Source organism: Microbacterium sp. zg.Y1084, from assembly GCF_024623595.1.
GTDB lineage: Bacteria > Actinomycetota > Actinomycetes > Actinomycetales > Microbacteriaceae > Microbacterium > Microbacterium wangruii.
Map to the genome: position 1 here is coordinate 298,594 of NZ_JANJGV010000002.1, position 26,653 is coordinate 325,246.

The following is a 26,653-nucleotide window of genomic DNA, read 5'->3' on the forward strand; positions in this document are numbered from 1 at the left end:
CCGCGGCAGCGGCCATTCGCGACACCCGAGCAGCGCTGGGCGCGACCCGCGCGGAGCGCCGGGCGCGGCCCGCGCGCAGCGACCCGCGCGGAGCAGCGGGCGCGGCGGGGGCGGGATAATGGGGGAGTGACCGCCACCGCCGACGTCCGCGTCAATCCGAGCATCCTCGCCGCCGATTTCGTGAACATGCAGGCGGAGCTCGCCCGCATCGCCACCGCCGACTTCGTGCACGTCGACGTCATGGACAACCATTTCGTCCCGAACCTCACGTTCGGCCCGCAGATGGTCGGCCGCATCCAGCAGACGAGCCCCGTGCCGCTCGACGTCCACCTGATGATCGACGACCCTGCCCGGTGGGCGCCGGAGTACGCCGAGCTCGGCGCGGCGTCGGTGACCTTCCACCTCGAGGCCGCCACCGATCCCGTCGCCCTCGCCCGCCGCCTGCGCGCCATCGGCGCGCGTGCGGGCGTCGCCGTCAAGCCGGGCACCCCGGTGGAGGGCCTGTTCGAGGTGCTCGACGAGTTCGACCAGATCCTGGTGATGACCGTGGAGCCCGGATTCGGCGGCCAGTCGTTCATGCCCGAGACCATGCCCAAGCTGCGCTCGCTCGCCGACGAGGCCCGCCGGCGCGGAAGCGCCGTGTGGCTGCAGGTCGACGGCGGCATCGGCGAATCGACCATCGCACAGGCCGCCGAAGCGGGCGCCGACACGTTCGTCGCGGGCTCCGCGGTGTTCGGCGCCGCCGACCCGCAGGCCGCGATCACGGCCCTCCGCTCCGCGGCCGCGCTCGCCCACCGGCACTGACGGGTAACCTGTCAGAGTGAAGACGTTCGACGCCCTGTTCGCCGAGCTGTCCGCCAAGGCGGAGCAGCGCCCCGAGGGATCGGGCACCGTGGCCGAGCTGGATGCCGGTGTCCACGCGATCGGGAAGAAGATCGTCGAAGAGGCCGCCGAGGTGTGGATGGCCGCGGAGTACGAGTCGCAGGATGCCGCCGCTGAGGAGATCTCGCAGCTGCTGTACCACCTGCAGGTGCTGATGCTGGCCAAGGGCCTGAGCCTGCAGGACGTCTACCGACATCTGTGAGCCCCGCTCCCGATCCGCCCTCCCCTCACCGAAAGCTCCCCATGCTGCGAATCGCCGTGCCGAACAAGGGCTCGCTGGCCGACACCGCCGCCGACATGCTCGCCGAAGCGGGCTACACCGGCCGTCGTGACCCGAAGGACCTGCACGTCATCGACCCGGTCAACGAGGTCGAGTTCTTCTATCTGCGTCCCAAGGACATCGCGACCTACGTCGGCTCCGGCGCGCTGGATGTCGGCATCACCGGCCGCGACCTGCTGCTGGATGCCCGCATGCCGGGTGCCCGCGAGATCCAGGCTCTCGGGTTCGGCGCGTCGACGTTCCGCTTTGCCGGCCCTCCCGGACGATTCACCGCCCTCGCCGACCTCGACGGGCTGCGCGTCGCCACCGCCTACCCGGGCCTCGTGGACGCATACCTCGACGAGCGCGGCGTGGCCGTGGACCTCGTCCCGCTCGACGGCGCGGTCGAATCCGCCGTGCAGCTGGGCGTCGCCGACGCCGTCGCCGATGTCGTCTCGACGGGCACGACCCTGCGCCAGGCGGGGCTCGAGATCTTCGGTCCCGTGCTGCTGCAGTCCGAGGCGGTGCTGATCGGATCTCCCCGCGAGGCGGACGGCACCGAGACCCTGCTGCGGCGCCTGCGCGGCGTCATGGTCGCGCGCCGGTACGTCATGGTCGACTACGACCTGCCGGCATCCCTCGTCGACGAGGCCGTCGCGATCGCCGGCGGCATCGAGTCCCCGACCATCTCGCCGCTGCGCGATCCGGCCTGGGTCGCAGTGCGCGTCATGGTCGAGCGTCGTCGGGTGAACCAGATCATGGATGCCCTCTATGCGATCGGCGCCCGCGCGATCCTGGTGACCGCGATCCACAACGCGAGGCTCTGATGACGCTGGCCTGCCGCGTCATCCCCTGCCTCGACGTCGCCGCCGGGCGCGTGGTGAAGGGCGTGAACTTCGAGAACCTGCGCGACATGGGCGATCCCGTCGAGCTGGCACGACTGTACTTCGCGCAGGGCGCCGACGAGATCACCTTCCTCGACGTGACCGCCACGGTCGACCAGCGCGCGACGACCTACGACGTCGTGCGCCGCACCGCCGAAGAGGTGTTCATCCCGCTCACCGTCGGCGGGGGAGTGCGCACCGTCGACGACGTCGCGCGGCTGCTGGCGGTGGGCGCCGACAAGATCGGGGTGAACTCCGCCGCCATCGCGCGCCCCGCGCTCATCGACGAGATCGCCGACCGCTTCGGCGCCCAGGTGCTCGTGCTGTCGCTCGATGTCACGCGCTCGCCCGATACCGCGTCGGGCTTCGTCGTGACCACCCACGGCGGCCGCACCCGCACCCAGCTCGATGCGCTCGACTGGGCCCGCGAGGCCATCGCGCGCGGCACAGGCGAACTGCTCGTCAATTCCATCGACGCCGACGGCACGAAGCAGGGCTTCGACCTCGAGCTGATCGGCGCCATGCGCGAGCTCTCCCGTGTGCCGGTGATCGCCTCGGGCGGCGCCGGCGACGTCACGCACTTCGCGCCGGCGGTGCACGCGGGCGCGGACGCGGTGCTCGCCGCGTCGGTGTTCCACTCCGGGCAGCTCACCGTCGGCGAGGTCAAGGACGCATTGGCCGCCGACGGCATCGTCGTGCGCACGCAGCAGGTGATGTCATGACCGACGATCTCGACGCCCGCATCGCGCGCGTGCGATTCGACGAGCAGGGGCTGGTCGCCGCGATCATCCAGCAGTGGGACACCGGTGAGGTGCTCATGCTGGCGTGGATGGATGCCGAGGCGCTGCGCCGCACGCTGACCACCGGCCGGGTGACCTTCTGGTCCCGCTCTCGTCAGGAGTACTGGCGCAAGGGCGACACCTCGGGCCACATCCAGCTCGTGCGCGGGGCGCGGCTCGATTGCGATGGCGACGCCGTGCTCGTGCAGGTCGAGCAGGTCGGCGCGGCATGCCACACCGGCACGCGCACCTGCTTCGACGCCGACGATCTGCACCCCGTGACGGAGACGCCGTGATGCGGCGCGCCCGACTGCTCGCGGTGCTCGCCACCGTGATCGGCGGCGGTGTCGCGGTCATCGCGTCCACCCAGACCTGGCTCGACGTCACCCTCGACGACGGCGCCGCCCACACCCTCGCGGTGCCCGGCGCCTCGGCGGTGCCGGTGCTCGCTCCACTGGGTTTGACGGCCCTGGCGCTGGGGCTGGCCCTCACCGTCGTCGGCCCGGTGCTGCGGTACGTCTTCGGCGTCATCGCGCTGGCCGCGGGCGGCATGCTCCTCGCGCTCGTCTGGTCCGTCGCCGTGAACCCCCCGGTGTCGGCCGTGGCCTCGACGGTGACCGAGGCGACCGGGCTCAGCGGGCTCGGCGCGGTGTCGTCCCTGGTCGCCCGCATCGACGCCACGGTGTGGCCGTGGGCCGGCCTCGCCGGATCCCTGCTCATCACCGCCGCCGGCATCATCACGCTCGCCACGGCGCACCGCTGGCGGGGCGCCGGCCGCCGCTACCGCGCCGACACGACCGTCCCCGGCCCCGCGGCATCCCGCCCCCATGACGCGATCGACTCGTGGGACGACCTGTCCCACGGCGCGGACCCGACTGCCTGACCCCGCTAGACTGATCCGAGCGGCCGCCCCGCCGCTCGCACGCGAAGGAGACCCATGAGCAACCACATCGGCGACCCCGGCCACGGACACTCCCCGGCAGCGTGGACCGCCGTCGTCATCATGCTGCTCGCCTTCGTGCTCGGCACGCTCTTCTTCTGGCTCGACATGCCCGCGCTCGTCTGGGCCTCGGCCGGACTGCTCGTCGTCGGCGCCATCGTCGGCTGGGCCATGGCCAAGGCCGGCTACGGGGCCCACGGCGACAAGTACGCCCCGAAGCAGCATTGACCATGCTCGCGGGCCTGACGGCCGGCGCGGTGGAGGATGCCGAAGAGCGCGCCCGACTGCGGCCGCTCGCCGAGGTCGAGACGCTCGCCCTCGCTCAGCCTCCCGCGCGTGACGCGCTGAGCGCTCTGGCGCCGGCGGACCGCGTCAAGATCATCGCCGAGGTCAAGCGTGCGAGCCCTTCGCGCGGCGACCTGGCGGAGATCCCCGATCCCGCCTACCAGGCCTCGCTCTACGAGGCCGGGGGAGCGAGCGCGATCTCGGTGCTGACAGAGGGGCGCCGCTTCAAGGGCAGCCTCGCCGACCTCGAGGCGGTCAAGGCCGCCGTGTCGCTGCCGGTGCTGCGCAAGGACTTCATCGCGACGCCCTACCAGGTGCTCGAAGCCAGGGCGTCGGGGGCTGACCTCGTGCTGCTGATCGTCGCGGCCCTCGACCAGCCGCTGCTCGCGCGGCTGCACGACATGGTGCTCGAACTGGGCATGACGCCGCTGGTCGAGACCCACTCCCTCGTCGAGGTGCAGCGCGCGGCCGACATCGGCGCGCGCCTGGTCGGCGTCAACGCCCGCGACCTGTCGACCTTCGAACTCGACCGCGACCTCTTCGGCCGCCTCGCCGAGCACCTCCCGGCGGATGCCGTGAAGATCGCCGAGTCCGCCGTGCTCACCCCCGCCGACGTCGCCCACTACCGTGGCGCCGGCGCCGACGTCGTCCTCATCGGGGAGGCGCTGGTCACCGGCGACCCCGTGGCGACCCTCACTGCTTTCCTGGAGGCCGGCTCATGAGTCTGCGCGACGCTGCAGGTCCCTACTTCGGCGACTTCGGCGGGCGGTACATGCCCGAGTCGCTCATCGCCGCGATCGACGAGCTGACCGCCGTCTACGAGGCGGCCAAATCCGACCCCACGTTCGAAGACGAGTTCCAGCGCCTGCTGCGCTCCTACGCCGGCCGGCCATCGCCTCTCACGGAGGTGCCGCGGTTCGCCGAGCATGCCGGCGGCGCACGGGTCTTCCTCAAGCGCGAGGACCTCAACCACACCGGATCCCACAAGATCAACAACGTCATCGGGCAGGCTCTGCTCACCAAGCGGCTCGGCAAGACGCGCGTCATCGCCGAGACCGGCGCGGGTCAGCACGGTGTGGCGACGGCGACCGCGGCCGCCCTCTTCGGGTTCGACTGCACGATCTACATGGGCGAGGTCGACACCGAGCGACAGGCGCTCAACGTCGCCCGCATGCGCCTGCTCGGCGCCGAGGTGATCCCGGTCACGACGGGCTCCCGCACGCTGAAGGATGCCATCAACGAGGCATACCGCGACTGGGTCGCGAGCGTCGAGACGACCAACTACATCTTCGGCACCGCCGCGGGCCCGCATCCGTTCCCCGCGATGGTGCGCGACTTCCAGAGGATCATCAGCGAAGAGGCCCGCGCGCAGCTGCTCGACGAGGTCGGACGCCTGCCCGATGCCGTCGTCGCCTGCGTGGGCGGCGGCTCCAACGCGATCGGCATGTTCGACGCGTTCCTCGACGACGAGGGCGTGCGCCTCTACGGTGTGGAGGCGGCCGGCGACGGCGTGGACACGCCGCGCCACGCGGCATCCATCGAACGCGGTCGTCCCGGCGTGCTGCACGGTGCGAAGACGTTCGTGCTGCAGGACGAAGACGGCCAGACCGTGGAGTCGCACTCGATCTCGGCCGGGCTCGACTATCCCGGTGTCGGACCCGCGCACGCCTGGCTGTCGTCGATCGGCCGCGCCGAGTACATCCCGGCCACCGACGCCGAGGCGATGGAAGCACTGCGCCTGCTCAGCCGCACCGAGGGGATCATCCCCGCGATCGAGTCCGCGCACGCCCTCGCGGGCGCGATGCGCCTCGGCCGTGAACTCGGCCCGGATGCCGTCATCGCCGTGAGCCTGTCGGGCCGCGGCGACAAGGACATGGACACGGCCGCCCGCTGGTTCGGGCTCTACAGCGACGAGGCCCCGGCGCCCGTCGTCACACCGCCCGAGGACGAAGCCGCCTCCGGAGAGGGGATCGAGCTGTGACCTCTCGCGTCGCCGCCGCAATCGACGCCGCCGCTGCCGCAGGGCGCACGGCGTTCGTGGGCTATCTGCCGCTGGGCTTCCCCGACCTGCAGACGAGCATCGAGGCCGCTGTCACCCTCGCCGAGAACGGCGCCGACATCCTCGAACTCGGTCCGCCCTACTCCGATCCGGTGATGGACGGCACGGTCATCCAGGAAGCGACCCAGGCGGCCCTCGCCGGCGGCTTCCGCCTGCGGGACATCTTCACCGCGGTGCGTGAGATAACCGCGCGCGTCGATGTGCCGGTGCTGGTGATGACCTACTGGAACCCGGTCATGCAGTACGGCGTCGACCGCTACGCCGACGATCTCCTCGCCGCCGGGGGAGCGGGCCTCATCACGCCCGACATCACCCCCGACGCCGCAGCCGAGTGGATCGCCGCTTCCGAGCGCACCGGCCTCGACCGCGTGTTCCTGGCTGCGCCCACCTCCACCGACGAACGCCTGGACCTCATCGTCCAGGCATCCACGGGCTTCGTCTACACCGTCTCGACGATGGGCATCACCGGGGAGCGCGCGGAACTGGACGCCGCAGCCCGCACGCTGGTGCAGCGGCTGCGCGAGCACAGCTGCCGCCGTGCATGCGTCGGCATCGGCATCTCGACGCCGGATCAGGTCGCGGGTGTGGGCGCGTACGCCGACGGCGCGATCGTCGGCACGGCCCTCGTGCGCGCGCTGCGCGACGGCGGTCTCGACGCCCTGGCGGCGACGGCGCGCGCGCTCACCTCGGGATCCGCCGCGCACGCGAACTAGACTTTCCCCCGCCGGCGTGGCGCCGGCACTCCGAACGCAAGGACACGGTTCACCATGATCACCGCCGCCGCGAGCGTCGTCGCCAGCATTCCCAGCCCCTCGGTCAGCTACTGGGAGCTCGGTCCGCTGCGCATCTACTTCTACGCGTTGTGCATCATCGCCGGCATCATCGCCGCGGTCCTGCTCACGAACCACAGGCTCACCAAGCGGGGCGCGGAGCCCTGGGTCGTCATCGACGTGTCCCTTCCCGCCGTGATCCTCGGCATCGTCGGAGCCCGCATCTTCCACGTGGCCACGCACCCCGGCTTCTACTTCGCCGAGGGTCGGCAGTGGTGGAACCCCTTCGAGCAGGATGCCATCTGGAACGTCTGGGACGGAGGCATCGCCATCTTCGGCGCGCTCATCGGCGGTGCGGTCGGCGCCTGGATCGGATGCCGCTGGACCGGTCTGCGATTCTGGAGCTTCGCCGACGCCCTGGCGCCCGGCCTGCTGCTCGCACAGGCACTGGGTCGGTTCGGCAACTGGTTCAACCAGGAGCTCTACGGCGTGCCCACCGACCTGCCGTGGGGTCTGGAGATCGATTACCCCAACGCCGCCTGGCCCGCCGGCCTCCCCGAGGGGACGCTCTTCCACCCCACGTTCCTGTACGAGGTGCTGTGGAACCTGCTGGGCGTCGTGGTGCTGCTGTGGGCAGGCCGCAAGCTCCGCCTGCAGTGGGGCCGCCTCTTCGGCCTGTACCTGGTGTGGTACTGCGCAGGACGCGTCGTCTGGGAGTCGATCCGCATCGATCCCAGCGAGATCTTCTTCGGGCTGCGCACCAACGTCTGGGCGGCGATCCTCGGCATCGTGGTGGGGCTCGCCATCATCATCGTGCAGCAGCGCCGCCACACCGGGTGGGAGCCGTCGGTCTACGTTCCCGGCCGGCAGTGGCACCCCGACGGGGCTGTACAATCGCAGAACAGCGAGGACTTCGTCGACGTGAGCGCACCCCCCGCGTCCGAAGCCCCCGAGGAGACAGCCACAAGCGCAGTTCCCGCCAAGTAACAGCCAGGGCCGACGTCGTCCCGTCTTGAGTCTCAGAGTGAGGACGGCAGGTATGCCTTCGAGCCCCCGTCACGACGCCGGATCCTTCGCGGCGTTCCCTCCCCGTCAGGGGATGTACAACCCGGCCTTCGAGAAGGACGCGTGCGGCCTGGCGATGGTCGCGACGCTGCGCGGCCACGCGGGACACGACATCGTGGAGCTGGCGCTGACGGCGCTGCGCAACCTCGAGCACCGCGGCGCCATCGGCTCCGACGCGGGCACGGGCGACGGCGCCGGCATCCTCACGCAGATGCCCGACGCCTTCCTCCGCGCCGTGGTGGACTTCGAGCTGCCTCGCGTGGGGGAGTATGCCGCCGGCATGGCCTTCCTGCCGCGTGACCCTGACGCACGACGGGCGCTGAAGCACGGCATCGAAGAGCTGGCGGCCCGCGAGGGCCTGACGGTTCTGGGCTGGCGCGAGGTGCCGACCGCCGACGACAACCTCGGCAAGCTGGCGTACGACGCCCGCCCCGCGTTCGAGCAGCTGTTCCTGTCCCGCCCCGCCATCGGTGGTGCACCGGCGTTGTCCGGCATCGACCTCGACCGCCGTTCGTACCGGCTCCGCAAGCGCGCCCAGCATGAGTTGGGCGCGTATTTCGTCTCCCTGTCCAGTCGCACCCTCGGCTACAAGGGCATGGTCACGACCCTTCAGCTCGAGCCGTTCTACCCGGACCTGCAGGACGCCCGCTTCGCATCGGAACTCGCCGTCGTGCATTCGCGCTACTCGACGAACACGTTCCCGTCGTGGCCGCTCGCGCAGCCGCTGCGCATGCTCGCCCACAACGGCGAGATCAACACCGTCAGCGGCAACCGCAACTGGATGCGGGCGCGCCAGTCGCAGCTCGAATCCGAGATGCTCGGCGACATGCGCCCGCTCATGCCCATCTGCACCGAGGGCGCGAGCGACTCCGCATCGTTCGACGAGGTGCTGGAGCTGCTGACGCTCACCGGCCGCAGCCTGCCGCACGCGATCATGATGATGGTGCCGGAGGCCTACGAGAAGCAGGCCGACATCGCACCCGACCTGCGCGCGTTCTACGACTACCACTCGATGCTGATGGAGCCGTGGGACGGCCCGGCCGCTCTCATCTTCACCGACGGCACGCTCGTCGGCGCGACCCTCGACCGCAACGGCCTACGTCCGGGCCGCTGGACCGAGACCACCGACGGCCTGGTCGTCATCGGCAGCGAAACCGGCGTGCTCGATTTCGAGCCCTCGCGCATCAAGCGCCGCGGCCGGCTCAGCCCCGGCCGCATGTTCCTCGTCGACACCGCGCAGCGCCGCATCGTGGAGGACTCGGAGATCAAGGCCGAGCTGGCCGCGTCGCAGCCGTGGGAGCTCTGGCTGCGCCAGCGCCTGCAGCTGTCTGAGCTGCCCGAGCGCGAGCACATCGTGCACCCGATCGCCTCGATCACCCGCCGCCAGCGCACGTTCGGGTACACCGAGGAGGAAGTGCGCATCCTCCTCACCCCGATGGGGCAGAACGGCGCCGAGCCGATCGGAGCGATGGGCTCGGACACGCCCATCGCGGTGCTCAGCGAGCGGCCCCGGCTGCTCTTCGACTACTTCGTGCAGCAGTTCGCCCAGGTCACCAACCCGCCGCTGGACTCCATCCGCGAAGAGGTCGTCACCAGCCTGCGCGCCGGGCTCGGACCCGAGCGCAACCTGCTGTCGTACGGCCCGGACCACGCCAGGCAGATCACGCTGGACTTCCCGGTCATCGACAACGACGAGCTGGCGAAGATCCAGAACATCGAACGCACCATGCCCGGCCGCCGCTCGGTGACCCTCAAGGGGCTCTACCACTTCGACGCCGGCCCCGACACGATGAAGGCGCGCCTGGACGAACTGTGCGCCGAAGCAGAGCAGGCCATCGAGGACGGGGCGGAGTTCCTCATCCTCTCGGATCGCGACTCGAACAAGGACCTGGTCCCGATCCCGTCGCTGCTGATGGTCTCCGCGGTGCACCACCACCTGATCCGCAAGCAGAACCGCATGAAGGTGGGCCTCGTCGTCGAAGCCGGCGACGTGCGCGAAGTGCACCACGTCGCGACCCTCATCGGCTACGGCGCCTCAGCGGTGAACCCCTACCTGGCGATGGAGACGGTCGAGTACCTCGTGCGCGCCGGGTTCATCACCGGCATCACGCCGGAGGAGGCCGTCACCAACGTCATCTACGCCCTGGGCAAGGGCGTGCTGAAGATCATGTCGAAGATGGGCATCTCCACGGTCTCCTCCTATGCCGGCGCCCAGACCTTCGAAGCGGTCGGCCTCTCGCAGGAGTTCATCGACGCCTACTTCACCGGCACCGAGAGCAAGCTCGGCGGCATCGGGATCCGGGAGGTGGCCCTCGAGAACCAGGCTCGGCACGACTTCGCCTACCCGCAGGACGGTGCCGCACGGGCCCACGAGCGGCTGTGGACCGGGGGCGAGTATCAGTGGCGTCGCGACGGCTCGCCCCACCTGTTCAACCCCGACACGATCTTCCGACTGCAGCACTCCACGCGCACCCGCCGGTACGACATCTTCCGGGAGTACACCAAGCTCGTCGACGACCAGGCGCGTGAGCTCAAGACGCTGCGCGGCATGTTCACGCTGCGCAGCGGCCTGCGGCCCCCGGTGCCGATCGACGAAGTCGAACCGGTCTCGGCGATCGTGAAGCGCTTCTCCACCGGGGCGATGAGCTACGGCTCCATCTCCAAGGAAGCCCACGAGACGCTGGCGATCGCGATGAACAGCATCGGCGCCAAGTCGAACACCGGTGAGGGCGGCGAAGACGTCGAACGCCTGCTCGACCCCCAGCGGCGCAGCGCGATCAAGCAGGTGGCCTCGGGCCGTTTCGGCGTCACGAGCATGTACCTCACCCACGCTGAGGACATCCAGATCAAGCTCGCGCAGGGTGCCAAGCCCGGCGAGGGCGGTCAGCTTCCCCCGGCGAAGGTGTACCCGTGGATCGCCCGCACCCGCGGCGGCACCCCCGGCGTCGGCCTCATCTCGCCGCCGCCGCATCACGACATCTACTCGATCGAAGATCTCAAGCAGCTGATCTTCGACCTCAAGCGCGCCAACCCGAAGGCACGGGTGCACGTCAAGCTGGTGAGCCAGTCGGGCATCGGTGCGGTCGCCGCGGGTACCGCCAAGGCCCTCGCCGACGTCATCCTCGTCTCGGGGCACGACGGGGGAACGGGCGCGAGCCCGATGAACTCCCTCAAGCACGCCGGCACGCCCTGGGAACTGGGGCTCGCCGAGACACAGCAGACGCTCATGCTCAACGACATGCGCGACCGCGTCGTGGTGCAGGCCGACGGTCAGCTCAAGACGGGCCGTGACGTCATCGTCGCCGCCCTGCTGGGCGCCGAGGAGTTCGGCTTCGCCACGACGGCGCTCGTGGTGGAAGGCTGCATCATGATGCGGGTCTGCCACCTGGACACCTGCCCGGTCGGCGTCGCCACCCAGAACCCGGTGCTGCGCGACCGCTTCACAGGCAAGGCCGAGCACGTCGTGAACTTCATGGAGTTCATCGCCCAAGAGGTGCGCGAGTACCTCGCCGAGCTCGGCTTCCGCTCGCTGGATGAGGCGGTGGGTCGTGCCGAGCTGCTCGACGTCAACGGCGCGATCGCGCACTGGAAGGCCAGCGGACTCGACCTCGCGCCCCTGCTGCGCGGACCGGCCTTCGCCGAGACCGCCCCGCGCCGCAACATCCGCGGCCAGGATCACGAGCTGGACGAGCACTTCGACGTGCAGCTCATCGAGCGGGCGCAGGACGTGATCGCCCACGGCGGGCAGATCACCATCGACCTGCCGATCCGCAACACCGAGCGGGCGGTCGGCACCATGCTCGGCAACCGCGTCACCCTCGCGCACGGTCAGAACGGCCTGCCGTCGGGATCGATCATCGTCAACCTGACCGGTTCCGCCGGGCAGTCGTTCGGGGCGTTCCTCCCCGCGGGCATCACCCTGCGGCTCGAGGGCGACTCCAACGACTACGTCGGCAAGGGCCTCTCGGGTGGACAGATCGTCGTGCGTCCCCCTCGGGATGCCGCCTTCGACGCCTCCCGCAACGTCATCGCCGGCAACGTCATCGGCTACGGCGCCACCCAGGGAACGATGTTCCTGCGCGGCGTCGTGGGGGAGCGGTTCTTCGTCCGCAACTCCGGTGCGACAGCGGTCGTGGAGGGGGTCGGCGATCACGCGCTGGAGTACATGACCGGCGGTCTCGCCGTCATCCTCGGCGCCACCGGCCGCAACCTCGGCGCCGGCATGTCGGGCGGAAACGCCTACATCTACAAGCTCGACCGCGATCTGGTGAACCGCGAGTCGCTCGCCAGCGGCGAGCTGGAGCTGCTGGAGATGGGCTCCGGCGACATCGAGATCCTCCGCGACCTGCTGCTGCAGCACGTCGCGGAGACGGATTCCGCTCTCGCGGCATCCCTGCTGGAGAACTTCGACACCGAGGCCGCGAACTTCGTGCGGGTGGTGCCGCGCGACTACGCCGCGGTGCTGCAGACCCGCCAGCAGGCGGCGGCAGAAGGACTGGACCCCGACGGCGACGTCGTCTGGAACCGCATCATGGAGGTGACGGGTGGCTGACCCGAAGGGCTTTTTGAAGGTCACCGAGCGCGAGCTGCCGCCGCGGCGCCCCGTGCCGGTGCGCATCCTCGATTGGAAAGAGGTGTACGAGCCCGGCGACTCCGCCGTGCTCCGCCGCCAGGCGGGCCGCTGCATGGACTGCGGCGTGCCGTTCTGCCACAAGGGATGCCCGCTCGGGAACCTCATTCCGGAGTGGAACGACCTCACGTGGCGCGGTCAGACGCGCAGCGCGAGCGAGCGGCTGCACGCCACCAACAACTTCCCGGAGTTCACCGGTCGACTGTGCCCCGCCCCCTGCGAGAGCTCATGCGTGCTGGGGATCAACCAGCCCGCCGTCACGATCAAGCAGGTGGAGGTGTCGATCGCCGAGGAGGCGTTCTCCCGCGGCTGGGTCCAGCCGGAGCCGCCGGAGCGGTTGACCGGCAAGACCGTGGCCGTCGTCGGCTCCGGCCCCGCCGGCCTCGCCGCGGCACAGCAGCTGACGCGCGCCGGCCACACCGTCGCCGTCTTCGAGCGCGACGATCGCATCGGTGGGCTGCTGCGCTACGGCATCCCGGACTTCAAGATGGAGAAGCGCCACCTCGAGGCGCGGCTGCGCCAGATGCAGGACGAAGGCACCCGCTTCCGCGCGGGCGTGGAGATCGGCAGGGACATCACCTGGGACCAGCTGCGTGCCCGCTACGACGCCGTCGTGGTGGCCACCGGCGCCACGGTGCCGCGGGACCTTCCCATCCCGGGACGCGACCTCGCCGGCGTGCACTTCGCGATGGAGTACCTCGTCGAATCGAACAAGGCCGTCGCCGGTGACCAGGTGCCGCACCAGATCTCCGCGCAGGGCAAGCACGTCATCGTCATCGGCGGCGGCGACACCGGCGCGGACTGCATCGGCACCGCGCACCGGCAGGGCGCGCTGAGCGTGACCAACCTCGCGATCGGCGTGCAGCCTCCCACCGCCCGTCCCGACCACCAGCCGTGGCCGATGACCCCGACGCTGTTCGAGGTGACCTCTGCCCACGAGGAGGGCGGGGAGCGGGCATATCTGGCATCCACCGTCGAGTTCCTCGGGAACGACGTGGGCGAGGTGCGCGCGCTGCGGGTGGCGGAGACCGAGTACGTCGACGGCCGCCGCGTGCCCAAGAGCGGCACCGAGCGGGAGATCCCCGCGGACCTCGTCCTCATCGCGATGGGCTTCACCGGTCCCGAGCGGGAGCACCTCGAGGAGCAGCTGCAGGCGCAGTTCACCCCGCGCGGCATCCTCGCCCGCGACGAGGACTACCAGGCGACACACCCGGGCGTCTTCGTCGCCGGGGATGCCGGGCGCGGTCAGTCGCTCATCGTCTGGGCCATCGCCGAGGGCCGCGCCGCGGCCGCAGCAGTGGACCGTCACCTCATGGGCACCACCGAGCTGCCGTCGCCCGTGCGACCCACTGACATCGCGATCGGGTTGCAGCCCGCGTAGGCTGGACCCGGCAGCACGCAGGCCACAACCCCGAAAGACCGGAGCACATCCACGATGAGACGCGCGAAGATCGTCGCCACTCTCGGCCCCGCCACGTCCACCTACGAGATGGTCCGCGCGATCATCGATGCGGGTGTCGACGTTGCGCGATTCAACCTGAGCCACGGAGACTATTCCGTCCACGAGAACAACTTCGCCAACGTACGGAAGGCCGCACAGGATGCCGGCCGCGCCGTCGCCGCGCTGGTTGACCTCCAGGGCCCGAAGATCCGCCTCGGCAAGTTCGCCGACGGACCGCACCAGCTCGCCGTCGGCGATGTCTTCAAGATCACCACCGAGGACATCGAGGGCACCAAGGAGATCGTCTCGACGACCTTCAAGGGACTCCCCGCCGACGTCAGCCCTGGCGACTTCCTGCTCATCGACGACGGCAAGGTGCGCGTCGAGGTGACCGAGGTCGAGGGTCCCGTCGTGACCACCAAGGTCATCGTCGGCGGCCCGGTGTCCAACAACAAGGGCATCAACCTGCCGGGGGTCGCCGTGAGCGTCCCCGCCCTGTCCGAGAAGGACGAGGCAGACCTCCGCTGGGGTCTGCGCGCCGGTGCCGACCTCATCGCGCTGTCCTTCGTGCGCAGCGCTCAGGACGTCGAGCGCGTGCACGAGATCATGGCGGAGGAGGGGCACCGCGTGCCCGTCATCGCCAAGATCGAGAAGCCGCAGGCCGTGGAGAACCTCGAGGAGATCATCGACGCCTTCGACGGCATCATGGTCGCCCGCGGTGATCTGGGTGTCGAGCTGCCGCTCGAGGCTGTGCCGATCGTGCAGAAGCGCGCGGTCGAGCTCTGCCGCCGCATGGCCAAGCCCGTCATCGTCGCCACGCAGATGCTCGAGTCGATGATCAACAACCCGGTGCCGACCCGCGCCGAGACCAGTGACGTCGCCAACGCGGTGCTCGACGGCGCCGACGCGGTCATGCTCTCGGGCGAGACCAGCGTCGGGGACTACCCCGTCGTCGTCGTCGAGACGATGGCCCGCATCATCGAGTCCACCGAAGAGCACGGCATGGAGCGCATCGCGCCGCTGAACACCAAGCCGCGCACGCAGGGCGGGGCCATCACCCTCGCCGCGATGGAGGTCGCGGACTTCGTCGACGCCAAGTACGTCTGCATCTTCACCGAGTCGGGCGACACCGCACGCCGCATGTCGCGGCTGCGGCCCAAGTTCCCCATGATCGGGTTCACGCCCGAGCCGGCGATCCGCCGCCGGATGGCGATCACGTGGGGCGTGCAGTCGGCCATCGTCGAGCACGTCGCGCACACCGATCTCATGTTCATCCAGGTCGACGACTACCTGCTCTCGCACAAGCTGGCCGAGGTCGGCGACCGGGTCGTCGTGATCTCCGGATCCCCTCCCGGGATCATCGGCTCGACCAACGACATCCGCATCCACAAGGTCGGCGACGCCGTTCACGGCAAGGCGCCCATCTACAAGGCCGAGCAGTAAGGCCTGAGGCGGAAAGCAGAAGAGGGATGCCGGCCGGCATCCCTCTTCTGCTTTTCTCGTACCGGTGGTGGGAGTCGAACCCACACGTCCGAAGACAACCGAGTTTGAGTCGGTCGCGTCTGCCATTCCGCCACACCGGCAGGTGCCTGAACGACGATACCGCAGTGGCGGGGGCGTACCTGGCTCTAAGATGGACAGGTGACTGAGTTGGACGAGAACGCCACCCCCATGGCCACGGCACCGCGACGCGTCGTGGTCGCCGAGGACGAATCGCTGATCCGCCTGGACATCGTGGAGATCCTCCGCGACAACGGCTTCGACGTCGTCGGCGAGGCGGGAGACGGCGAGACGGCTGTGCAGCTTGCGACCGAGCTGCGGCCCGACCTGGTGATCATGGACGTGAAGATGCCCGTGCTCGACGGCATCTCGGCCGCCGAGAAGCTCAGCAAGGCGCACATCGCGCCGGTCGTGCTGCTGACGGCGTTCAGCCAGAAGGAGCTCGTCGAGCGGGCCACCGAGGCCGGTGCGCTCGCATACGTGGTCAAGCCCTTCACCCCCAACGACCTGCTGCCGGCGATCGAGATCGCCCTGGCACGCTACGAGCAGATCATCACGCTCGAGGCCGAGGTCGCCGACATGGTCGAGCGCTTCGAGACCCGCAAGCTCGTCGACCGCGCCAAGGGCCTGCTCAACGAGAAGATGGGCCTGACCGAGCCCGAGGCCTTCCGCTGGATCCAGAAGGCGTCGATGGACCGCCGGCTGACCATGCAGGACGTCGCCAAGGCGATCATCGAGCAGCTCGCCCCCAAGAAGTAACGAGACACCGCTTTACGGCGGAGACCCCTCGCGGTGCGGGGGGTCTCCGCCGTTTTCGCGGTGTCTCAGGCGGCGGATGCCGCGGGGGGAGCGGGATGCTCGGAGTGGCCCCGGTGCGGTCGCTCAGAGGTCCTTGATCAGGTTCGTGATGCGGATGGTCGAGCAGCGTCGCCCGGCCTCGTCGCTCACCGCGATCTCGTGCACGGTCATCGCGCGACCGAGATGGATGGGGGTGCACACCGCCGTGACGATGCCGCTGGTGGCCGAGCGGGTGTGCGTGGCATTGATGTCGATGCCCACCGCCAGGCGCCCCGGACCCGCGTGCAGGTTGGCGGCCATCGAACCGAGGGATTCGCCCAGCACGACGTACGCGCCGCCGTGCAGCAGACCGACGGGCTGCGTGTTGCCCTCCACGGGCATGGTGGCGACGCACCGCTCGATCGTGAACTCGGTGAACTCGATGCCCATCTTCTCCGCCAGCGCCCCCATACCGCGCTCGGCGACCCACTCGAGTCCGTGCTGCGTCGCGGCGTGCTGATCGGTCATGTCCTGCTCTCGGTTCGGGCTGTCCCACCCGCTCGTTAGGCTGGGTGGGTGACGGATGCCGCAAAGCCTACCCTTCTGATCGTCGACGGCCATTCCCTGGCATATCGGGCGTTCTTCGCCCTCCCGGTGGACAACTTCACCACCAAGGACGGGCAGCACACCAACGGGATCTACGGTTTCCTGTCGATGTTCGTGAACCTGCTGAAGGCCGAGAAGCCGACGCACGTCGCGGTGGCCTTCGACACCTCGCGCCAGTCGTTCCGCACGCGCGAGTACGCCGAATACAAGGCGAACCGCTCGGAGTCGCCGGCCGAGTTCAAGGGCCAGATCCCCCTGCTGCAGGACTGTCTGCGGGCCATGAACATCACGGTGCTGCAGAAGGAGGACTTCGAGGCCGACGACATCCTCGCCACCCTCGCCACCGAGGGCGCCGAGGCCGGCTTCGACGTGCTGGTCTGCTCGGGTGACCGCGACACCATCCAGCTCGTCAACGACGACATCACGCTGCTGTACCCCAGCGTGCAGGGCGTGTCGCAGCTGAAGCGCTACGACCCCGCGGCGGTCGTGGAGAAGTACGGCCTGCCGCCGGAGATGTACCCCGACATCGCGGCGCTCGTCGGCGAGACGAGCGACAACCTGCCCGGCGTGCCGAAGGTGGGGGAGAAGACCGCGGTGAAGTGGCTCACCCAGTACGGCTCGCTCGACGAGCTGCTCGCGCGCGCCGACGAGATCAAGGGTGTCGTGGGCGGCAACCTGCGCGAGCACCTCGACGACGTGCGCCGCAACCGCACCCTCAACCGCCTGCTGCGCGATGTCGAGCTGCCCGTCACGCCGCAGGACCTGGTGGTGCAACCCCTCGACGCGCAGGCGGTGCGCGACATCTTCGCCCGTCTGGAGTTCCGCACGCTGCTGCCGCGCGTGTTCGAGGCCGCGGGCGTCATCGATCCCGGCGACGGCCCCGAGGCGGCGCCCGCGAAGGCCGCGCCGACGCCGGTCGAACCGGATGCCGCGGGACTCGCGGCCTGGCTCGACGATGCCGCGGGTGAGGTCGGCCTGACCGTCGCCGTCGAAGGGGGTCTGCCCGCCCGCGTGGGCCTGGCGACCGCCGATGCCGCCGTCGAGGTGGCGTGGACCGACGAGACCACAGCCGTGCTGCTGCCGTGGCTGGCCTCGACGGCGCCGAAGGTGATGTCCGACGCCAAGTCGCAGGTGAAGGCGCTGCGCCGTGCCGGCGCGGTGGTCGATGGCCTGGTCTTCGACGCGCTGGTGGCCGGCTGGCTGCTGCGCCCGAGCTTCCCCGACAAGAGCCTGGCCGATCTGGTCGACCGATACCTGGGTGAGAAGCTTCCCGAGGCGGACCCCACGCAGCTGGTTCCCGAGACGGAGGGCGCAACGCCCGGCCAGGTGTCATGGTTCACCCTGCGCGTGGCCGATGCGCTGCGCGACGAGCTGCCCGCGGGTGTGGCATCCGTCCTCTCCGACATCGAACTGCCGACGCTGCTGACCCTCGCCGACATGGAACTGGCCGGCGTCAGCGTCTCGCACGAGAAGCTCTCCGGGTTCTCCGCCGAGCTCGCCGCGCGCGCCGACACGATCGCGCAGCAGGCCTACGCCACCATCGAGCGCGAGGTGAACCTGGGATCGCCCAAGCAGCTGCAGGAGGTGCTGTTCGAACAGCTCCAGCTGCCGAAGACCCGCAAGACGAAGACCGGGTACTCCACGGATGCCGCCGTGCTCGCCGATCTGCAGGAGACGAACCCGCATCCCTTCCTCGACCTGCTCCTGCAGCACCGTGAGGCGACCAAGCTGCGGCAGATCATCGAATCGCTCGACGCCGCCATCGCCGACGACGGGCGCATCCACACCACGTACGTGCAGACCGGCAGCCAGACCGGTCGCCTGTCGAGTACCGATCCCAACCTGCAGAACATCCCGATCCGCACCACCGAGAGCCGCCGCATCCGTGCCGCGTTCGAGGTGGGCGAAGGCTACGAGACGCTGCTGACGGCGGACTACTCGCAGATCGAGATGCGCATCATGGCGCATCTGTCGGGCGATCCCGGCCTCATCGAGGCGTTCAACTCGGGCGAGGACCTGCACCGCTTCGTCGGCGCGCGGGTGTTCGGCGTCACGCCGGAGGAAGTCACCCCCGCGATGCGCACGAAGGTCAAGGCCATGTCGTACGGCCTCGTGTACGGTCTGTCGGCGTTCGGGCTGTCCAAGCAGCTGCGCATCGAGCAGTCCGAGGCCAAGGGCCTGATGCTGGAGTACTTCGCCCGCTTCGGCGCGGTGCGCGACTACCTGCGCTCATCGGTCGAGCAGGCGAAGATCGACGGGTACACCGAGACGATCTTCGGTCGTCGTCGCCCGTTCCCCGACCTCTCGAGCCCCAACCGGGTGCTGCGGGAGAACGCCGAGCGCGCAGCGCTGAACGCCCCCATCCAGGGCAGCGCCGCCGACATCATGAAGATCGCGCTGTTCCGCATCCATGCCGAGTTCGCCGAGCAGAACCTGCGCTCGCGCGTGCTCCTGCAGATCCACGACGAACTCGTGGTGGAGGTCGCGCCGGGGGAGTGGGATGCCGCCGAGCGGATCGTGCGCGACCGCATGGGGGATGCCGCGCAGCTGTCGGTGCCGCTGGATGTGCAGATCGGCCGCGGCGCCGACTGGGACGAAGCAGGTCACTGAGCGGCGCCGGTTCGTGTCTGCGTGCCACGGCGTTCTAGGCTCGGAGCATGACTGACACCTCACGCCCCACGACCCGGATCGACCAGATCGCGGACGCATGGGTGGACACGCTCGCCGAACTGTCTCCGATGCTGGCGACCTACATCGGCCGCACCGAGTACAACGACCGCTTCGACGACCTGTCGCCCGCGGGTACGGAGCGCTCGGTGGCCGCCGCCCAGGCGACCCTCGCCGAGCTCGAGTCCGCCGAACCGGTCGACGACATCGACGTGGTGACCAAGGAGGACCTCAGCCGGGAGCTGCGCCTGCAGCTGGAGCTGCACGAGGCGAAGGCGCATCTGCGGGACCTCAACGTCATCGCCTCGCCCGCGCAGGACCTGCGCCAGGCATTCGACCTCATGCCCACTGACACCGTCGACGACTGGGCCGTGGTCTCCGCCCGACTGAAGGCGCTGCCGCAGGCGATCGCGGGGTACATCGAGACCCTGCGCGAGGGTATCGCCGAGGGTGTCGTCCCCGCACGCCGTCAGGTGCACGAAGTCATCACCCAGATCGGCCGTTACACCGACGACAACGGCTTCTTCGCCGAGTTCGCCGCCGAGGCCGCTCCCGCCGAGGGGCACCTGCCGGCATCCCTCGCGCGTGAGCTCACCGACCACAGCAACGCCGCCCGCGTCGCCTACGAGTCGCTGTCGTCGTTCCTGAGTTCCGAGCTCGCTCCCGAGGCGAGCGAACAGGATGCCGTGGGCCGTGAGCTCTATGCGCTGCACTCGCGCCGTTTCCTCGGCGCCGAGATCGACCTCGACGAGACGTACGAGTGGGGGATCGAAGAGCTCGCGCGCATGGTCGCCGAGCAGGAGTCCATCGCCGCGCAGATCTCTCCCGGAGCGACGGTCGAAGAGGCCGTGGCACTGCTGGAGGCAGACCCCGCCCGGCAGCTGCACGGCGCTGAGGCGCTGCAGCGGTGGATGCAGGAGACCAGCGACCGCGCCGTCGAGGAGCTCGGCCGCACCCACTTCGACATCGCCGAGCCCATCCGCCGGCTGGAGTGCATGATCGCGCCGACCAACGAAGGCGGCATCTACTACACCGGTCCCACCGACGACTTCTCCCGCCCCGGCCGCATGTGGTGGTCCGTGCCGGAGGGCGTCGACCGCTTCGACACCTGGCGCGAACTCACCACCGTGTACCACGAAGGCGTTCCCGGCCACCACCTGCAGATCGCACAGGCCGTGTACAACCGCGCGCAGCTCAACAGCTGGCGTCGACTGCTGGCCGGCACGAGCGGGCACGCCGAGGGCTGGGCGCTGTACGCCGAGCGGCTCATGGAGCAGCTGGGCTACCTCGACGACCCCGCCGATCGCCTCGGCATGCTCGACGGCCAGCGCATGCGCGCCGCCCGCGTCGTGCTCGACATCGGCGTGCACCTGCAGAAGCCCCGCCTGGACGGCACCGGCACGTGGGACTACGACTACGCGCTGGAGTTCATGCGGCGCAACGTCAACATGTCCGACGAGTTCGTGCAGTTCGAGGTCAACCGGTACTTCGGCTGGCCGGGACAGGCGCCGGCGTACAAGGTCGGCCAGCGCATCTGGGAGCAGCTGCGTGACGAGGTCGCCGAGCGCGAGGGCGAGAACTTCTCGATCAAGCAGTTCCACAAGCGCGCCCTCGACATCGGCGGCGTCGGCCTCGACACCCTGCGCGCCGCTCTGCGCGCCTGACCCCCGGTCGTTGAGCGAGCGCAGCGCCCCCCGATCGTTGAGCGAGCGCAGCGAGACGAAACGCCCCGTGCCCGCCGGGGGACCGCGTTTCGTCTCGGTCGCTGCGCTCCCTCGCTCAACGACCCGTAACCTCGCGGTTCGTTGAGCGAGCGCAGCGAGACGAAAAGCCCCGTGCCCGCCGGGGGACCGCGTTTCGTCTCGCTCGCTGCGCTCCCTCGCTCAACGACCGGCCAGTGTCACGCGCGCGCCACCGCCCCCCGGCATCCGTACGATGACGGTATGACCGAAGCCGTCGCGATGCCCGCCACCACGTCGGAGCGCCTGGACCGCCTGCCGTTCACCCGCCGCCACCTGCGTGTGCTCACCGGCTCGGGAGTCGGCTGGGCGCTCGACGCGATGGACGTGGGGCTGGTGTCGTTCATCATCGCCGCCCTCGCCGTGCAGTGGTCGCTGGAGCCGGGGGAGACGGCGTGGATCGCCTCGATCGGCTTCGTGGGCATGGCGATCGGCGCGAGCCTCGGCGGCCTGCTGGCCGACAGGTTCGGCCGGCGGCAGGTGTTCGCGCTCACCCTGCTGGTCTACGGGGTGGCGACCGGGGCGAGCGCGCTGGTCGGCGGACTCGGCATGCTGCTCGTGCTGCGGTTCTTCGTGGGCCTGGGGCTCGGCGCCGAACTGCCGGTCGCCAGCACGTACGTCAGCGAGTTCGCGCCGGCGCGCATCCGCGGGCGTCTCATCGTGATCCTCGAGGCGTTCTGGGCGGTGGGCTGGACCGCCGCAGCCCTCATCGGGTACCTCGTGATTCCCGGGTCGGATGACGGCTGGCGCTGGGCGTTCCTGCTGGGCGCGATCCCCGCCGTCTACGCGATCATCGTGCGCTGGAGCCTGCCGGAATCGCCGCGGTGGCTCGATCGGCGGGGGAGGGTCGCCGAAGCCGACGCCATCACCCGTACCTTCGAGGATGCCGCGGGCACGGAGCCCACGACGACTGGGGCTGCGGCGGTACCGGGCGAGCGGACGGCCTCCCCGGCAGCCGTGCGCGCGGGGGAGCGGCTGGCAGGCCTCTGGGCACCGGAGTTCCGCGTGCGCACGGCGAGCCTGTGGGCGGTGTGGTTCTGCGTCAACTTCTCGTACTACGGGGCGTTCATCTGGATCCCGACGATCCTCGTCGCGCAGGGCTACGACCTGGTGCGCTCGTTCGGCTTCACCTTGCTGATCACGCTCGCCCAGCTTCCCGGCTATGCGGTCGCCGCCTGGCTGATCGAGGTGTGGGGCCGGCGCCTGACGCTGTCGGTGTTCCTGCTGGGCTCTGCGGTAGCCGCGGTGCTGTTCGGCACCGCCACGGGGGAGGCCGCGATCATCGCCACGGGCATGGCACTGTCGTTCTTCAACCTGGGCGCGTGGGGCGCACTGTACGCCGTCACCCCCGAGATGTACCCCACGTCGCTGCGCGCCACCGGCTCGGGCTGGGCGGCGGGCGTCGGCCGCATCGCGTCGATCCTCGCGCCGCTGACCGTCCCGCCGCTGCTGCTCCTCGGAGGCGCCCCGGTGCTGTTCGTGGTGTTCGCGGCCTTCTTCGCCATCGCCGCCGCGGCGGCCTGGGGACTGGCAGACCGGCGCGGGCAGGCACTGGACGACCGCTGACCCGAGCGGGTATCCCGCGCTTAGGCTGGACGGATGGCATCCGTGCGTTACGTCGCGATCGGCGACTCATTCACCGAAGGCGTCGGCGACGAGCTGCCCGACGGCCGGCCACGCGGCTGGGCAGACCTCGCGGCACAGGGGTGGGCGAACGCCCTGGGGGAGCCGATCGAGTATGCCAACCTCGCCATCCGGGGCAAGCTCATCGATCCGATCGTCGCGGAGCAGCTCGAGCCGGCGCTCGCGCTGAAGCCGACGCATCTGTCGTTCAACGGCGGCGGCAACGACATCCTGCGGCCGCGCGCCTCCGTCGAGCGCGTGGTCGACGCGTTCTCGCAGGTGCTGCGCCGCTGCGACGAGGAGGGCGTGCAGCTCATCCTCCTCTCGGGCGCGAATCCGTCGGGCCAGCTGCCTCTGCGCCGCGTCATCCAGCGACGCGGCGACCTGCTGTCGGCGGCCGTCGAGCAGCGCGTCGCCGGCCGCCCCGACATCGTGCGGGCCATGAACTGGCCGGATCGCGAACTCTCCACCCCGCCGTACTGGTCGGAGGACCGCCTGCACATGAATCACCGAGGACACCACCGCGTCGCGGCGCGCGTGCTCGATGCCCTGGGGCTGAACGTGCCCGCCGAGTGGTGGGCGCTGCCGGACCTGCCGCCGCCCGGGCTGCGCGGGGCGGCGTACTACCGCGCCCACGTCGCGCCCTGGGTGCGCCGGCGCCTCACGCGCACGTCCTCCGGTGACGGGCGCCACCCGAAGTACGCGGAGTGGACCGAGATCAGCCCGACTCAGGAGCGCACGGCGTAGGTCACCTCGGCGAACTGGCCGGCGCGGCGCACGCCGGTGAGCGTGAGCCGGTCGGCGCCCAGCCGGCGGGGGAGCAGTGGCTTGCCCTCGCCCAGCGTCGCCGGGGCGACCGACACCCGGATCTCGTCGAGCAGGCCCGCGTCGGCGAACTGGCCGGCGAGGTCTCCACCTCCCACGACCCAGACGTCGCGCTCGCCCGCCGCGTCGCGGATCTGCGGCCAGATCGCTGTCACCGGACCCGACGCGAAGCGCACGTCGGCACCAGGGACGGCGGGAAGTCTGCGGGTGGTGAAGACCCAGGTCGGGCGCTGCCCGTAGAACGCCGGCCAGCGCTCGGGGTGCTCCAGCAGATCTTCGTGCCGCAGCACCCACTCGTAGGTCGCCGAACCTTGCACGAGCACGCCGATGCCGTCGAGGAACCTGTGGAAGTCGGCATCCCCACCCTCACCGCCGGGTACGGCGAAGAGCCAATCGAGGGAGTCGGAGGCGTCGGCGAGGTATCCGTCGAGTGTCGTCGCCGTGTAGAAGATCACGCGTGCCATGGACGCCACGCTAGCGCGCACGCCCGACAGGGCACATCGCGGGGGCCGGTGTCAAGTAGTCCTTGCCACGCCCGCGCCTCCGGCAGTATTCCGGAAGTCACCTGACCCGAAAGGAACTGCCATGAGCATCGGAGCCGGAATCGCGCTCTTCGCCATCGGAGCGATCCTCGTCTTCGCCGTCAATGTGGAGGTCGACTTCGTCAGCCTCGACATGATCGGCTACATCCTGATGGGCGCCGGCGCGCTGGTGGTGCTCATCGGCGTCGTCCTGCTCGCGCGTCGCCGCTCGACCGAGACCGTGTCGCGCACGGCGGTCGACCCCGCCGCGGGCGAGCGCGTCACCCGCCGGTCGACGACGACCTCGGGCGACGAGGTCGTCTGACCCAGCCAGCACAACCGGTGCCCCCGCGCGACCGCCGTTAGAGTGCCCCTGTGGGCGACATCGAAATGGCACGGATCGCCGGGGGCACCGTCATGCTCCACGACGCGCGGCGCGAGCGGCGGTGGAAGGTCACTCTCGAGCCCTTCGAGATCGGCGTGTATCCGGTCACCCGGGAGCTGGTCGCGGAGCTGCTGGGGGAGCAGGCGCCCCACCCGCGGCGGCCGGCGACCGATGTGAGCTGGCTGCGCGCCGTGCGCCTGTGCAACGCGGCATCCGAGTGGGAGGGCTTGGACCCTGCGTACACCTTCGAGGGCGAAGAGGTCACCTGGCACGTCGACAGCGACGGCTACCGGCTGCCCACCGAGGCCGAGTGGGAGTTCGCGTGCCGAGCGGGCTCGACGGGGGCCCACTACGGACCGCTCACCGAGGTGGCCTGGACGGCGGCCGACGGCTGCACGACGCCGCAGAACGTCGGCGGCAAGCTGCCGAACCTCAACGGGCTGTTCGACACCCTCGGCAACGTCTGGGAGTGGTGCTGGGATCTGCTCGATCCGGCGCGATACGGCGATTATCGGGTGTTCCGCGGCGGCGGGTTCGCCGACGACGCCTGGAGCGTGCGCGCCTCCACCCGCCGTGGGGGCGCCCCGCGTGCGCACCACGAGGATGTCGGGCTGCGTCTCGCACGTGGCGGGTTCGACGCGGTGGATGCCGCGCAGGGCTGGTCCGCGGCGGCCGACCGCGAGCGCGCGCTCATCGACGAGCCGCTGCCGTCGGGGTGGACGCCGCGACGGTAGGCGCGGCTCGCGGGAGCTTCGAGTGTCACCCGTCGTGGCCCCGGGGCACGGGAAGCGACAGCGGTGGACACCTGACCGGCGTCAGCGCGGAAGCTCCGCCAGTCCCACGTCGCGGCACATCTGCTCGAGGCCTTCGCGCCCGAAGGCGGCGAGGGGGCCCGTCACCCCCGCAGCCTGTGCCTTGCCCTCGAGCAGCCCTTCCGCCCCGCTCGCCATGAGCTCGGCGGTCAGGTTGTACGTGCTCGGCCCTTCCAGATGCGATTCCGCGAGCGTGGCGCCCTTCGCATCCGCGGCGATGGCGACGACGTAGCTGCGCGTGTTGGCGCGTTCCGCCTCGTCCGGCCCCCGCGAGGTGTCGTCGCCCGCGGAGGCGAGGCGTTCGATCAGCGAGCGGCCCCCGGGGATGGCCGCGACGGCCCCGATCACGCGCGATGCGACGGGCATCACTCGTGCGATCCCGGAGAACCAGCCGTTGTAGTCCTCCACCGTCTTCAGCCCGGGGTAATGCTCGGGGAGGAAGAGCGCTTCGGTGCCCGACACGAGGATGCCGGTGCGCTCGTCGCCGCGCACGTCGAAGCGGTGCGTGCGACTTCCGGTGCGCACCTCCTGCACATGCCCGTCCCGGTGCACGACCGTCGGGAGCAGGATGCCCTCGGCCATCGTCGCCCGCGTACCGCTGCTGATGCCGTTGCGCATCGACCCCGTCGCGAAGTAGCCGACGCGCACCGCGGTGACCCCCGCGCCGGACCGTTCGATCGCCAGCGCGCCGGCCAGCATCCCGGGGACGTAGTCGAAGCCGAACGCCGGGAGCATCGTGACGCCGGCGGCACGCGCCCGCTCATGGTGACGGCGCTGCAGCTCGCGGACGAACCCGACTTCGCCGGTGGTGTCGACGTAATGCGCGCCGGCATCGACGGCCGCCTGGGCGGCCGCCCAGCCGAGGCGCTCGAACGGACCCACCGTCGTGATCAGCACGTCGCCGGGTTCGAGCAGCCCGGCCACGTCGGCGGCGACGGTGGCATCCACCGTCCGCGTCCCGAGCTGCCCGTGCCTGGCGGACACCGCCGCCAGCTTCGCGGCGTCACGGCCGGCGAGGAGCGGCTGGCGCCCGCGCCGCACCAGCGACTCGACGATGAGCTCTCCGGTGTATCCCGTCGCTCCCAGAACCACGATCTTGGCCGGCATCGTTTCCTCCTCCGGGAGCACGGGCGGCATCCGCGTGCACGCGACTCCCTGCTGGGAGCGTGCCTGCCGCAGGCCACGATGTCCAGCCGTCGGCCGT

The 26,653-nt window shown here is 70.3% G+C and carries 24 protein-coding genes and 1 tRNA gene; 21 read left to right on the top strand and 4 right to left on the bottom strand.

The features are described from left to right. Positions 1-126 precede the first annotated feature (126 nt). Genes rpe through pyk form a run of 14 tightly spaced genes read left to right on the top strand, consistent with a single transcriptional unit; the run spans position 127 to position 15,437 of the window. Positions 127-804, top strand: a complete 678-nt coding sequence (gene rpe, locus NQ165_RS02650; protein ID WP_257531023.1) for a ribulose-phosphate 3-epimerase — start codon at positions 127-129, stop codon at positions 802-804. A 16-nt stretch (positions 805-820) separates the two neighbouring features. Continuing rightward, the gene (locus NQ165_RS02655; RefSeq protein WP_257531025.1) at positions 821-1,084 is read left to right on the top strand and encodes a phosphoribosyl-ATP diphosphatase; all 264 of its coding nucleotides are present in this window, start codon (positions 821-823) and stop codon (positions 1,082-1,084) included. Positions 1,085-1,125: 41 nt separating this feature from the next. Next, the gene (hisG, locus tag NQ165_RS02660; protein ID WP_257531027.1) at positions 1,126-1,968 is read left to right on the top strand and encodes an ATP phosphoribosyltransferase; all 843 of its coding nucleotides are present in this window, start codon (positions 1,126-1,128) and stop codon (positions 1,966-1,968) included. Next, the gene (gene hisF, locus NQ165_RS02665; protein ID WP_257531029.1) at positions 1,968-2,747 is read left to right on the top strand and encodes an imidazole glycerol phosphate synthase subunit HisF; all 780 of its coding nucleotides are present in this window, start codon (positions 1,968-1,970) and stop codon (positions 2,745-2,747) included. Before hisG ends, hisF begins: the two co-directional genes overlap by 1 nt. Beyond that, the gene (gene hisI / locus NQ165_RS02670; RefSeq protein WP_257531031.1) at positions 2,744-3,100 is read left to right on the top strand and encodes a phosphoribosyl-AMP cyclohydrolase; all 357 of its coding nucleotides are present in this window, start codon (positions 2,744-2,746) and stop codon (positions 3,098-3,100) included. Before hisF ends, hisI begins: the two co-directional genes overlap by 4 nt. Continuing rightward, positions 3,100-3,687 carry a Trp biosynthesis-associated membrane protein gene (locus NQ165_RS02675; RefSeq protein WP_257531033.1) on the top strand — a complete coding sequence of 196 codons (588 nt, stop codon included), beginning with the start codon at positions 3,100-3,102 and terminating at the stop codon, positions 3,685-3,687. Before hisI ends, NQ165_RS02675 begins: the two co-directional genes overlap by 1 nt. Before the next feature lie 54 nt (positions 3,688-3,741). Beyond that, on the top strand, positions 3,742-3,972 hold the full coding sequence (locus NQ165_RS02680; RefSeq protein ID WP_257531035.1) for a DUF6704 family protein: 231 nt from the start codon (positions 3,742-3,744) through the stop codon (positions 3,970-3,972). Between the two features lie 2 nt (positions 3,973-3,974). Next, positions 3,975-4,751: an indole-3-glycerol phosphate synthase TrpC gene (gene trpC / locus NQ165_RS02685; protein WP_257531037.1), complete on the top strand. Its 777-nt coding sequence runs from the start codon at positions 3,975-3,977 to the stop codon at positions 4,749-4,751. After that, a complete protein-coding gene (gene trpB / locus NQ165_RS02690; protein ID WP_257531039.1) occupies positions 4,748-6,010 on the top strand; it encodes a tryptophan synthase subunit beta in 1,263 nt (420 codons plus the stop codon). Before trpC ends, trpB begins: the two co-directional genes overlap by 4 nt. After that, entirely contained in the window at positions 6,007-6,801 is a 795-nt protein-coding gene (trpA, locus tag NQ165_RS02695) for a tryptophan synthase subunit alpha (RefSeq protein ID WP_257531041.1), read from the top strand. The genes trpB and trpA overlap by 4 nt, the downstream gene beginning before the upstream one ends. A gap of 54 nt (positions 6,802-6,855) precedes the next feature. Beyond that, complete coding sequence (gene lgt, locus NQ165_RS02700; RefSeq protein WP_257531043.1) at positions 6,856-7,845, top strand: prolipoprotein diacylglyceryl transferase; 990 nt, start codon at positions 6,856-6,858, stop codon at positions 7,843-7,845. Positions 7,846-7,897: 52 nt separating this feature from the next. Continuing rightward, positions 7,898-12,475, top strand: coding sequence for a glutamate synthase large subunit (gltB, locus tag NQ165_RS02705; RefSeq protein WP_257531044.1), 4,578 nt, complete (start codon positions 7,898-7,900; stop codon positions 12,473-12,475). Continuing rightward, positions 12,468-13,934, top strand: a complete 1,467-nt coding sequence (locus NQ165_RS02710; RefSeq protein ID WP_257531046.1) for a glutamate synthase subunit beta — start codon at positions 12,468-12,470, stop codon at positions 13,932-13,934. Before gltB ends, NQ165_RS02710 begins: the two co-directional genes overlap by 8 nt. 54 nt (positions 13,935-13,988) lie before the next feature. Next, positions 13,989-15,437: a pyruvate kinase gene (gene pyk / locus NQ165_RS02715; protein ID WP_257531048.1), complete on the top strand. Its 1,449-nt coding sequence runs from the start codon at positions 13,989-13,991 to the stop codon at positions 15,435-15,437. A 59-nt stretch (positions 15,438-15,496) separates the two neighbouring features. On the opposite strand, the gene NQ165_RS02720 is transcribed toward pyk, so the two are convergent. Beyond that, positions 15,497-15,577: transfer RNA gene (locus NQ165_RS02720), tRNA-Leu, on the bottom strand. 88 nt (positions 15,578-15,665) lie between these two features. Here NQ165_RS02720 and NQ165_RS02725 point away from each other — a divergent pair. Continuing rightward, positions 15,666-16,253: an ANTAR domain-containing response regulator gene (locus NQ165_RS02725; RefSeq protein WP_257493765.1), complete on the top strand. Its 588-nt coding sequence runs from the start codon at positions 15,666-15,668 to the stop codon at positions 16,251-16,253. 123 nt (positions 16,254-16,376) lie between these two features. Here NQ165_RS02725 and NQ165_RS02730 read toward each other — a convergent pair whose 3' ends face one another. Next, positions 16,377-16,799 (bottom strand): hotdog fold thioesterase, encoded by a 423-nt coding sequence (locus NQ165_RS02730; protein ID WP_257531050.1) that lies wholly within the window; start codon positions 16,797-16,799, stop codon positions 16,377-16,379. A 48-nt stretch (positions 16,800-16,847) separates the two neighbouring features. On the opposite strand from NQ165_RS02730, the gene polA reads away from it, so the two are divergent. From polA to NQ165_RS02750, 4 genes are all read left to right on the top strand, one after another. Continuing rightward, complete coding sequence (polA, locus tag NQ165_RS02735) at positions 16,848-19,487, top strand: DNA polymerase I (protein WP_257531051.1); 2,640 nt, start codon at positions 16,848-16,850, stop codon at positions 19,485-19,487. A gap of 47 nt (positions 19,488-19,534) precedes the next feature. Continuing rightward, complete coding sequence (locus NQ165_RS02740) at positions 19,535-21,208, top strand: DUF885 domain-containing protein (protein WP_257531052.1); 1,674 nt, start codon at positions 19,535-19,537, stop codon at positions 21,206-21,208. Between the two features lie 279 nt (positions 21,209-21,487). Beyond that, on the top strand, positions 21,488-22,849 hold the full coding sequence (locus NQ165_RS02745) for an MFS transporter (RefSeq protein ID WP_257531054.1): 1,362 nt from the start codon (positions 21,488-21,490) through the stop codon (positions 22,847-22,849). Positions 22,850-22,882: 33 nt separating this feature from the next. Then, positions 22,883-23,653, top strand: coding sequence for an SGNH/GDSL hydrolase family protein (locus tag NQ165_RS02750; RefSeq protein ID WP_257531056.1), 771 nt, complete (start codon positions 22,883-22,885; stop codon positions 23,651-23,653). On the opposite strand, the gene NQ165_RS02755 is transcribed toward NQ165_RS02750, so the two are convergent. Then, entirely contained in the window at positions 23,635-24,195 is a 561-nt protein-coding gene (locus NQ165_RS02755; RefSeq protein ID WP_257531058.1) for a dihydrofolate reductase family protein, read from the bottom strand. The two genes, NQ165_RS02750 and NQ165_RS02755, sit on opposite strands and share 19 nt — an antisense overlap. Before the next feature lie 121 nt (positions 24,196-24,316). Here NQ165_RS02755 and NQ165_RS02760 point away from each other — a divergent pair, with 121 nt between their 5' ends. Further along, the gene (locus NQ165_RS02760; protein ID WP_257531060.1) at positions 24,317-24,577 is read left to right on the top strand and encodes a DUF6458 family protein; all 261 of its coding nucleotides are present in this window, start codon (positions 24,317-24,319) and stop codon (positions 24,575-24,577) included. A gap of 50 nt (positions 24,578-24,627) precedes the next feature. Beyond that, positions 24,628-25,371, top strand: a complete 744-nt coding sequence (locus tag NQ165_RS02765) for a formylglycine-generating enzyme family protein (protein WP_257531062.1) — start codon at positions 24,628-24,630, stop codon at positions 25,369-25,371. A gap of 81 nt (positions 25,372-25,452) precedes the next feature. Here the strand turns inward: NQ165_RS02765 and NQ165_RS02770 are convergent, their stop codons facing one another. Beyond that, complete coding sequence (locus tag NQ165_RS02770) at positions 25,453-26,556, bottom strand: trans-acting enoyl reductase family protein (RefSeq protein ID WP_257531065.1); 1,104 nt, start codon at positions 26,554-26,556, stop codon at positions 25,453-25,455. Positions 26,557-26,653 lie beyond the last annotated feature (97 nt).

Excerpts from the sequence above, each read along its gene's own strand:
- hisG (WP_257531027.1), top strand. The coding sequence starts at position 1,126 with ATGCTGCGAATCGCCGTGCCGAACAAGGGCTCGCTGGCCGACACCGCC.
- hisF (WP_257531029.1), top strand. The coding sequence starts at position 1,968 with ATGACGCTGGCCTGCCGCGTCATCCCCTGCCTCGACGTCGCCGCCGGG.
- hisI (WP_257531031.1), top strand. The coding sequence starts at position 2,744 with ATGACCGACGATCTCGACGCCCGCATCGCGCGCGTGCGATTCGACGAG.
- NQ165_RS02675 (WP_257531033.1), top strand. The coding sequence starts at position 3,100 with ATGCGGCGCGCCCGACTGCTCGCGGTGCTCGCCACCGTGATCGGCGGC.
- NQ165_RS02680 (WP_257531035.1), top strand. The coding sequence starts at position 3,742 with ATGAGCAACCACATCGGCGACCCCGGCCACGGACACTCCCCGGCAGCG.
- trpC (WP_257531037.1), top strand. The coding sequence starts at position 3,975 with ATGCTCGCGGGCCTGACGGCCGGCGCGGTGGAGGATGCCGAAGAGCGC.
- trpB (WP_257531039.1), top strand. The coding sequence starts at position 4,748 with ATGAGTCTGCGCGACGCTGCAGGTCCCTACTTCGGCGACTTCGGCGGG.
- lgt (WP_257531043.1), top strand. The coding sequence starts at position 6,856 with ATGATCACCGCCGCCGCGAGCGTCGTCGCCAGCATTCCCAGCCCCTCG.
- gltB (WP_257531044.1), top strand. The coding sequence starts at position 7,898 with ATGCCTTCGAGCCCCCGTCACGACGCCGGATCCTTCGCGGCGTTCCCT.
- pyk (WP_257531048.1), top strand. The coding sequence starts at position 13,989 with ATGAGACGCGCGAAGATCGTCGCCACTCTCGGCCCCGCCACGTCCACC.
- NQ165_RS02725 (WP_257493765.1), top strand. The coding sequence starts at position 15,666 with ATGGCCACGGCACCGCGACGCGTCGTGGTCGCCGAGGACGAATCGCTG.
- NQ165_RS02730 (WP_257531050.1), bottom strand. The coding sequence starts at position 16,799 with ATGACCGATCAGCACGCCGCGACGCAGCACGGACTCGAGTGGGTCGCC.
- NQ165_RS02740 (WP_257531052.1), top strand. The coding sequence starts at position 19,535 with ATGACTGACACCTCACGCCCCACGACCCGGATCGACCAGATCGCGGAC.
- NQ165_RS02745 (WP_257531054.1), top strand. The coding sequence starts at position 21,488 with ATGACCGAAGCCGTCGCGATGCCCGCCACCACGTCGGAGCGCCTGGAC.
- NQ165_RS02750 (WP_257531056.1), top strand. The coding sequence starts at position 22,883 with ATGGCATCCGTGCGTTACGTCGCGATCGGCGACTCATTCACCGAAGGC.
- NQ165_RS02755 (WP_257531058.1), bottom strand. The coding sequence starts at position 24,195 with ATGGCACGCGTGATCTTCTACACGGCGACGACACTCGACGGATACCTC.
- NQ165_RS02760 (WP_257531060.1), top strand. The coding sequence starts at position 24,317 with ATGAGCATCGGAGCCGGAATCGCGCTCTTCGCCATCGGAGCGATCCTC.
- NQ165_RS02770 (WP_257531065.1), bottom strand. The coding sequence starts at position 26,556 with ATGCCGGCCAAGATCGTGGTTCTGGGAGCGACGGGATACACCGGAGAG.